A 7,922-nucleotide genomic window follows, 5' to 3' on the forward strand; every position below is an offset into this window, starting at 1 on the left:
ACGTTCGCATCACGGCTGATCGGCGTCCGCAGAGAACAGATCGGGCGCGACAGGGGCATCCGTGCCAAATGTACCATTCGGGGGCGTACGCCCCAGGTGCCGCCAGGCAGCCTCGGTGGCGACCCGGCCGCGCGGCGTACGGGCCAGCAGGCCGGCCCGGACCAGGAACGGCTCACACACCTCCTCGACCGTGTCCGGCTGCTCCCCCACCGCCACGGCGAGGGTGGACAGGCCGACGGGGCCGCCCCGGAACGAGTCGACCAGCGCGGTCAGCACCGCCCGGTCCAGCCGGTCCAGACCGAGCGCGTCGACGTCGTACACCTTCAGGGCCGCCCGGGCGGTCTCCAGGGTGACCACGCCGTCGGCGCGGACCTCGGCGAAGTCGCGGACCCGGCGCAGCAGGCGGTTGGCGATCCGGGGGGTGCCCCGGGAACGGCCGGCGACCTCCGCGGCGCCCTCGTCGGTGATCGGCACGCCGAGGATCCGGGCCGAGCGGCGCAGCAGCACCTCCAGGTCGGCCGGGGAGTAGAAGTCGAGATGCGCGACGAAGCCGAAGCGGTCCCGCATCGGCCCGGTCAGCAGGCCCGAGCGGGTGGTCGCGCCGACCAGGGTGAACGGCTCGACGTCCAGCGGGATGGCGGTTGCGCCCGGGCCCTTGCCGACCACCACGTCGACCCGGAAGTCCTCCATCGCGCTGTAGAGCAGCTCCTCGGCCGGCTTGGCGATCCGGTGGATCTCGTCGATGAAGAGCACGTCGCCCTCGGCGAGGCTGGTCAGGATGGCCGCCAGGTCGCCCGAACGCTCGATCGCCGGGCCGCTGGTCACCCGGATGCCCGAGCCCAGCTCGGCGGCGACGATGTTGGCCAACGTCGTCTTCCCGAGGCCAGGCGGGCCCGAGAGGAGGATGTGGTCCGGCGGGGAGCCGCGCCGCATCGCGCCCTGGAGCAGCAGGTCGAGCTGGTCGCGCACGCGGTGCTGGGCGATGAACTCCTCCAGCCGCTTCGGCCGGACGCTGGCCTCCGCGTCCAGTTCCGCGTCGTTGACGTAGGCGGAGACCAGGTTGCCGTCGGGACCGGTCACCGGGTGCGGCCCAGCAGTCGGATGGCCTGCTTGAGCAGCACCGGCACGGGCGGCACGTCACCGTCGACGGTCTCCGCCACCGCGGCGACCGCCTGGTCGGCCTGCCCGGCCGTCCAGCCCAGCCCGACCAGCGCCTGCCGCACCTGCTCGGGCCACGCCCCGCCGGTCACCCCGGCCGCCCCGTCGGCGCCGACCGGGACCGGGCCGACCCGGTCGCGCAGCTCCAGGACCAGGCGCTCGGCGCCCTTCTTGCCGATGCCGGGCACCCGGGTCAGCGCGGCGGTGTCGGCGTTGGCGATCGCCTTGCGTACCGCGTCGGGGGTGTGCACGGCGAGCACGGCCTGGGCCAGCCGGGGGCCGACCCCGCTGGCGGTCTGCAGCAGCTCGAAGAGCTGCTTGGCGTCGTCGTCGGCGAAGCCGTAGAGGGTGAGCGAATCCTCCCGGACGACCAGGCTGGTGGCCAGCCGGGCGGGCTGGCCGACCCGCAGCTCGGCGAGGGTGCCGGGGGCGCACTGCACCGCCAGGCCCACCCCGCCGACCTCCACGACCGCGTGGTCCGGACCGGTCGCGGTCACCACCCCGCGCACGCTGGCGATCATCTGGCTCCTCCTCGTCGTACCCGGTCGGCCGCGGCGGCCAGCTTGGAGCGCGTCCCGCCGCGCCACACGTGACAGATGGCCAGGGCGAGGGCGTCGGCGGCGTCCGCCGGCTTCGGCGGCTCGGGCAGCCGCAGCAGCCGGGTGACCATGGCCGTCATCTGGGCCTTGTCGGCCTGACCGGAACCGGTCACGGCCGCCTTCACCTCGCTGGGCGTGTAGGTCTGCACGGGCAGCCCGGCGCGGGCGCCGGCGAGCACGGCGATCCCGCTGGCCTGGGCGGTGCCCATCACCGTGCGGACGTTGTGCTGGCTGAACACCCGCTCGACGGCGACACTGTCCGGCCGGTGCTCGGCGACCAGGTCGGTGAGCGAGCGGTCCAGGTGCAGCAGACGCAGCGGCAGCTCGTCGCCGGGGTCGGTGTAGACGACGTAGTAGGCGACCAACGTGCAGGGCCGCCCCGGCACGCCCTCGACCACGCCGACCCCGCACCGGGTCAGCCCCGGGTCGACGCCGAGCACCCGCACGCCGCCTCCTCCCCCAGCCGTCAGCAGTACGTGTGTTCGACACCCTACCGAGCCGGACGACGGCCCGGTGCCGGGGACACGCCGGGCGCGCCGACACGCCGCCGATGTGCCGCGTGGACCACACACTCCGGCCGTCGAGTATGTGCCGCCGCCCCATGTGCGCCCGGACACACAGCTCGTAACTTCATGCGCCATGACGGCAGAACCCGTGGCGGTGCCCCACGTCGTACACGTCGACCTCGCTGGTCGTACCGCCCTGGTGACCGGGGGCGGCAGCGGCATCGGCCGCGCCTGTGCCCTGCGGCTCGGGGCCGCCGGCGCCAAGGTCCTGGTGGTGGACCGCAACATCGAGGCGGCCAAGGCGGTGGCGGCGGAGGCCGGCGGCCGGGCCGAGGGGGTGGACCTGGCGGACGCCGAGGCGGTGGACCGGCTCGACGCGGACGTGGACATCGTGGTGAACAACGCGGGCCTCCAGCACGTGGCGCCGGTGCAGGAGTTCTCCGCGGAGCGCTTCGCCTACCTGCACCGGGTGATGGTGGAGGCGCCGTTCCTGATCATCCGCCGGGCGCTGCCGCACATGTACGCCAAGGGCTGGGGGCGGATCGTCAACATCTCCTCGGTGCACGGGCTGCGCGCCTCGCCGTACAAGTCGGCGTACGTCTCGGCGAAGCACGCCCTGGAGGGGCTGTCGAAGGTGGTGGCGCTGGAGGGCGCCGCGCACGGCGTGACCGCCAACTGCATCAATCCGGCGTACGTGCGGACCGCACTGGTGGAGAGCCAGATCGCCGACCAGGCGGCCAGCCACGGCATCCCGGAGGCGGAGGTGGTCGAGAAGATCATGCTGGCCCGGGCGGCGATCAAGCGGCTGATCGAGCCGGAGGAGGTGTCGGAGCTGGTGGCGTACCTCTGCTCCCCGCCGGCGGCGTTCATCACGGGCGCGTCCATCGCGCTCGACGGGGGCTGGACGGCGAACTAGTGGCGAGCCGCACAATGTCGGTCATGTCGTCACCGGTGGAGTTCCTGGAACTGCTCGCCCGCGAGGCCGCCGCGGTGGAGTTCGAGGGGCCGCTCGTCGCCGCGCGCGCCGCCGGGCTGCCGCCCGACCGGCTCGCCGAGCTGGAGCAGGCCAAGACGGTGGCGCTGCGGGTCCGCGCGCTGCTGGAACGCCGCCGCCGCCGGGAGGTCGAGCTCTCCGGCCTGTACGACACGGTCAGCGACCTGGCCGGGCTGCGCGACCTCGACGACGTGCTGCGCGCGATCGTGCACCGGGCACGCAACCTGCTCGGCGCGGACGTCGCCTACATGACGCTCAACGACGACGAGCGCGGCGACACCTACATGCGGGTCACCGACGGCTCGGTCTCCGCCCGCTTCCAGCGGCTGCGGCTGCCGATGGGCGCCGGTCTCGGCGGCCTGGTGGCCCAGTCCGGCGCCCCGTACGTCACGGCGAACTACCCGGAGGACGACCGCTTCCACCACACCGGCGAGATCGACGCCGGGGTGGGCGAGGAGGGCCTGGTGGCCATCCTGGGCGTGCCGCTGCGGCTCGGCTCGACCTCGATCGGCGTGCTCTACGCGGCCAACCGGTCGGCCCGGCCGTTCGTCCGGGAGGAGGTGGCGCTGCTGGTGTCCCTCGCCGCGCACGCGGCGGTGGCGATCGACACCGCGCGGCTGCTCGCCGAGACCAGGGCGGCGCTGGAGGAGCTGTCGGCGGCGAACACCACCATCCGGGCCCACAGCAGCTCGGTGGAGCGGGCCGCGGCGGCGCACGACCGGATGACCGCGCTGGTGTTGCGCGGCGGCGGCGTGGAGGACGTGGCCGCGGCGGTCACCGACGTGCTCGGCGGGGCGCTGCTGGCGCTGGACGCGGAGGGCCGGCTGCTGGCCCGGGTCGGCGAGATCGACGAGCCGGACCGGGCGGACATGGTGGAGGCGGTGGCCGCGTCGCGTACGGAGGGCCGCAGCGTGCGCCGGGGGCCGCTCTGGTACGCCGCGGTGGTGGCCGGCGCGGAGAACATGGGCGCGCTGGTGCTGCGCCCCGACGACGAACTGGTCGACGCCGACCAGCGGATCCTGGAGCGGGCGTCGCTGGTGACCGCGCTGCTGCTGCTGTTCCGGCGCACCGTCGCCGAGGCGGAGGGGCGGGTCCGGGGCGAGCTGCTCGACGACCTGATCGCCCGGCCGCTGCGGGACACCGACGCGCTGCGCAGCCGGGCCCGCCGGCTCGGGGTGGACCTGGACGCGCCGCACGTGCTGGTGGCGGTCGGCGACGACGCGATCGCCGCGACGGGTTCGGCCCGGCAGCGGGTGCTGTCGTGGGCCACCACGTACGCCTCGACGCGGGGTGGGCTGGCGGCGGCCCGCGACGGGCGGGTGGTGCTGATGCTGCCGGGCCGGGACGCGGGCGGCAACGCCCGGGCGGTGGCCCGGGACCTGTCCCGGGTGACCGGCCGGCCGGTGACCGCCGGGGCGAGCGGCCCGTCGACGGGGCCGGCGTCGCTGGCCACCTCGTTCGCCGAGGCCGACCGTTGCCTCACCGCGCTGGGCGCGCTGGGCCGGTCGGGGCAGGGCGCGAGCACCGCCGAGCTGGGTTTCGTCGGGCTGCTGCTGGGTGCGGTCGGCGACGGCGGCGACAAGGACGTGGACCGGTTCCTGACGGCCACCATCGGGCCGGTGGTCGACTACGACGCCCGCCGGGGCACCGCGCTGGTGAAGACGCTGGAGGCGTACTTCGGGGTGGGCGGCAGCCTGGCCCGGGCCGCGGAGCTGCTGCACGTGCACGTCAACACGGTGACCCAGCGGCTGGAGCGGGTCGGGCAGCTGCTCGGCGCGGACTGGCAGAAGCCGGAGCGGGCGCTGGAGGTCCAGCTCGCCCTGCGCCTGCACCGCCTGCGTACGCCGGCCGGCTGACGGTCCGACCGGCCGGCCGGCTGACGGTCCCGCCGGCCGTGTCGCGTGCGGGACCGGGTGGCCGTACCGGCGTGCGGGACCGGGGCGGTGGCCGGGGTCAGCGGGCGCGGATGCCGTCCAGGACGCCGTCGACGACCTTCTCCGGCAGGGACGCCTCGTCGAGGTCGGGGTGCCAGCGCAGCACCCGCTGGATCAGCATCGGGCCGGTCAGCATCGCCATGGTGACCTCGACGTCGATGTCGGCGCGCAGCTCGCCGGTGCGGATCCCCCGGCGCAGCACCTCCCGCATCAGCGCCCGGCGCGGCTCGATGATGCTCTGGTAGAGCTGGTACTCGTCCGGGCTGCGGTTCACCCGCGGCACCAGGCAGGGCATGATCCGCGCCGCCCGCGGGTCGATGTTGTGCCCGACCGCGCCGACCAGCACCACCAGGTCGTCGCGGACCGACCGGCCGGGCGGCGCCGGCGGTTGGCCCTTGAGCCGGCGCAGCGCGTCGGTCAGCAACGCGTCCTTGCCGGGCCAGCGCCGGTAGATGGTGGCCTTGCCCACGCCGGCCCGGGCGGCGATCGACTCGATCGAGAGAGCCTCGATCGTGCTGCCCTCGGCGAGCAGGTCGAGGGTGGCCTCGAGGATCGCCTCGTCCGCGCGGATGCTCCGCGGTCGCCCGGGCGACCGCGGAGCATCGGCGGTGGAAGTCATGTCGGACATTGTCCCCGAACCTAGGCGGTCCCGGCCAACTCGGGTTCACCCGCCGGTGCCGGCGCCGCCACCGGGGCCGCGGCGCGGCCGGGCATCCAGCGCAGCACCACGAGGATGCCGACCGCGGCGACCGCGGCGGCGAGGCCCGCCGCCCAGTGCATCGCGGCCACGAAGGCGTCGTCGGCCACCGCGATCAGCTGCGGCGCCGCCGGCCCGAGCTGACCCGCCGCGGCGTACGCGCCGGAGATCGACTCGCCGGCCGCTTCGCGTGCCCCGGCGGGCAGGTCCCGCAGCGCGGAGTCGACGTCGGCACGGTAGACCGCGGAGAGCACCGACCCGAGCACCGCCACGCCGAGAGCGCCGGCCACCTGCCGGACGGTGTTGCTGACCGCCGAGCCGACCCCGGCCTTCTCCCGCGGCAGCGCCGACATGATCGACTCCGTGGCCGGGGGCATGATGTTGGCCATTCCGGCGCCCTGGAGGAAGAAGAAGACGAGCACCACCCAGATCGGGGTGCTCTCGCCGACGAAGGCGAACGCGCCGAGCGCCACCACGGTCAGCGCCAGCCCGACCACGGCGACCGCCTTGCCGCCGTACCGGCGGACCATCGCCGCGCTGCGCGGGGCGAAGACGAGCTGGGCCACCGCGAAGGGCAGGAAGAGCAGGCCGGTCTCCAGCGGGCTGTAGCCGCGCACCAGTTGCAGGTAGAACGAGCTGAAGAACATCACGCCCATCGCGGCGAAGAAGATCAGCCCGACGATCGCCACCGGGGCGGCGAAGCGGGGCACCCGGAACAGCCGCACGTCCAGCGACGGGTGGTCGCTGCGCCGCTCGTACGCGACGAACCAGGCCAGCACCGCCAGGCCGCCGAGGATCGCGGCCCAGACCACCGGGCGGCCGAAGCCGTGCTCGCCGCCGTCGATGATGCCGTACGTCAGGGCGACCAGGCCGACCACCGACAGCAGCACGCCGACGACGTCGACGCGTCCCGGGTTCGGGTCCCGCGACTCGGGCACCAGGATCGCCACCAGCACCACCCCGAGCGCGACCACCGGCACGTTGATCAGGAAGACGGAGCCCCACCAGTAGTGCTCCAGCAGCGCGCCGCCGAGGATCGGGCCGATCGCCACCGCCAGGCCGACCGCGCCGGCCCAGACGCCGATCGCCCGGCCCCGCTCCCGTGGGTCGAAGACGTTGGAGATGATCGAGAGCGTGACCGGCATGATGGCCGCGCCGCCCACGCCCATCAGCGCGCGGGCCGCGACGAGTTGCGCCGGGCTCTGCGCGTACGCCGACAGCAGCGACGCCAGCCCGAAGAGCACCAGGCCGACCAGCAGGAAACGCTTGCGCCCGGCGCGGTCGCCGAGCACGCCGAAGGTGAACAGCAGGCCGGCGAAGACCAGGGTGTAGGAGTTGATCGACCACTCCAGCTCGCCCTGGCTCGCGCCGAGGCCGTGCACCGGGTCGGCGAGCGTACGCAGCGCGACGTTGAGGATGGTGTTGTCCAGGACGACGACGAGCAGGCTGATCACGAGCACCCCGAGGATCGCCCACCTCCTCGGATGTCCGGTGTTCTCGTGCGGTTGCATCTCTGGTTCTCCCCCCGGCCCCGTTTTCGATACGGGTCAGACTCGTATTGGGGGTCAGCTTAGGGGGTGAGGTTTCGATACGGAACCGGTTCGTATCTGATGTGCCGGCGGTCACGTGCGGTTGTGGCTCTCGCGGTGCCGTGGCCCCGGCATCTTCTGTGGCGTGTGCTTGCTGTGCGTCATGGCGGGTGTGGCCCGCCGTGCCCGGCTCCGGGCGGTCAGGCTCGATCCCTGCGCCGGGCACGGCGGGCCACACCCCGTGGGCGGTCGCGCGCCGTCCGCGCCTGGATGTCCGGTTGGCGTCGAGCTGCCCCGTCTGGGAGACCACGTGTCACCGCAGGCTCGGTCGTTGTCCGCGGCGGCACCGTGTGCCCCACCTGTGGAGGCAGCCCGACACGGGCCGGGCCGCGACGTCCAGTGGGTCCGGTTTCGGGGTGTGACCGGGGGCATCGTGGGGGCGGAATCGTGGCCGGGCCGGGGTCGTTACACCCTGCGTACGGCCGAGCAAGACCACCCCCGCCGC

Annotated in this window: 7 protein-coding genes; 2 read left to right on the forward strand and 5 right to left on the reverse strand. The window is 74.4% G+C overall.

The features are described from left to right. Nucleotides 1-9: 9 nt before the first annotated feature. The 3 genes from ruvB to ruvC are packed head-to-tail and all read right to left on the reverse strand — an operon-like array spanning nucleotide 10 to nucleotide 2,203. Entirely contained in the window at nucleotides 10-1,080 is a 1,071-nt protein-coding gene (gene ruvB, locus ACZ6Q9_RS23005; RefSeq protein ID WP_396829461.1) for a Holliday junction branch migration DNA helicase RuvB, read from the reverse strand. Then, a complete protein-coding gene (gene ruvA / locus ACZ6Q9_RS23010) occupies nucleotides 1,077-1,679 on the reverse strand; it encodes a Holliday junction branch migration protein RuvA (protein ID WP_350709043.1) in 603 nt (200 codons plus the stop codon). Before ruvA ends, ruvB begins: the two co-directional genes overlap by 4 nt. Continuing rightward, on the reverse strand, nucleotides 1,676-2,203 hold the full coding sequence (ruvC, locus tag ACZ6Q9_RS23015; protein ID WP_350686934.1) for a crossover junction endodeoxyribonuclease RuvC: 528 nt from the start codon (nucleotides 2,201-2,203) through the stop codon (nucleotides 1,676-1,678). Before ruvC ends, ruvA begins: the two co-directional genes overlap by 4 nt. 193 nt (nucleotides 2,204-2,396) lie before the next feature. On the opposite strand from ruvC, the gene ACZ6Q9_RS23020 reads away from it, so the two are divergent. Both ACZ6Q9_RS23020 and ACZ6Q9_RS23025 read left to right on the forward strand, forming a co-directional pair. Beyond that, a complete protein-coding gene (locus ACZ6Q9_RS23020; RefSeq protein WP_393271061.1) occupies nucleotides 2,397-3,179 on the forward strand; it encodes a 3-hydroxybutyrate dehydrogenase in 783 nt (260 codons plus the stop codon). 14 nt (nucleotides 3,180-3,193) lie between these two features. Next, on the forward strand, nucleotides 3,194-5,113 hold the full coding sequence (locus ACZ6Q9_RS23025) for a helix-turn-helix domain-containing protein (RefSeq protein WP_393271059.1): 1,920 nt from the start codon (nucleotides 3,194-3,196) through the stop codon (nucleotides 5,111-5,113). 97 nt (nucleotides 5,114-5,210) lie between these two features. On the opposite strand, the gene ACZ6Q9_RS23030 is transcribed toward ACZ6Q9_RS23025, so the two are convergent. Beyond that, complete coding sequence (locus ACZ6Q9_RS23030; RefSeq protein WP_393271057.1) at nucleotides 5,211-5,819, reverse strand: TetR/AcrR family transcriptional regulator; 609 nt, start codon at nucleotides 5,817-5,819, stop codon at nucleotides 5,211-5,213. An 11-nt stretch (nucleotides 5,820-5,830) separates the two neighbouring features. Then, nucleotides 5,831-7,399 carry an MFS transporter gene (locus ACZ6Q9_RS23035; RefSeq protein ID WP_393271055.1) on the reverse strand — a complete coding sequence of 523 codons (1,569 nt, stop codon included), beginning with the start codon at nucleotides 7,397-7,399 and terminating at the stop codon, nucleotides 5,831-5,833. Nucleotides 7,400-7,922: the final 523 nt, after the last annotated feature.

It is taken from the genome of Micromonospora sp. NPDC049139, from assembly GCF_055586845.1.

Excerpts from the sequence above, each read along its gene's own strand:
- ruvA (WP_350709043.1), bottom strand. The coding sequence starts at position 1,679 with ATGATCGCCAGCGTGCGCGGGGTGGTGACCGCGACCGGTCCGGACCAC.
- ACZ6Q9_RS23020 (WP_393271061.1), top strand. The coding sequence starts at position 2,397 with ATGACGGCAGAACCCGTGGCGGTGCCCCACGTCGTACACGTCGACCTC.
- ACZ6Q9_RS23025 (WP_393271059.1), top strand. The coding sequence starts at position 3,194 with ATGTCGGTCATGTCGTCACCGGTGGAGTTCCTGGAACTGCTCGCCCGC.
- ACZ6Q9_RS23030 (WP_393271057.1), bottom strand. The coding sequence starts at position 5,819 with ATGTCCGACATGACTTCCACCGCCGATGCTCCGCGGTCGCCCGGGCGA.
- ACZ6Q9_RS23035 (WP_393271055.1), bottom strand. The coding sequence starts at position 7,399 with ATGCAACCGCACGAGAACACCGGACATCCGAGGAGGTGGGCGATCCTC.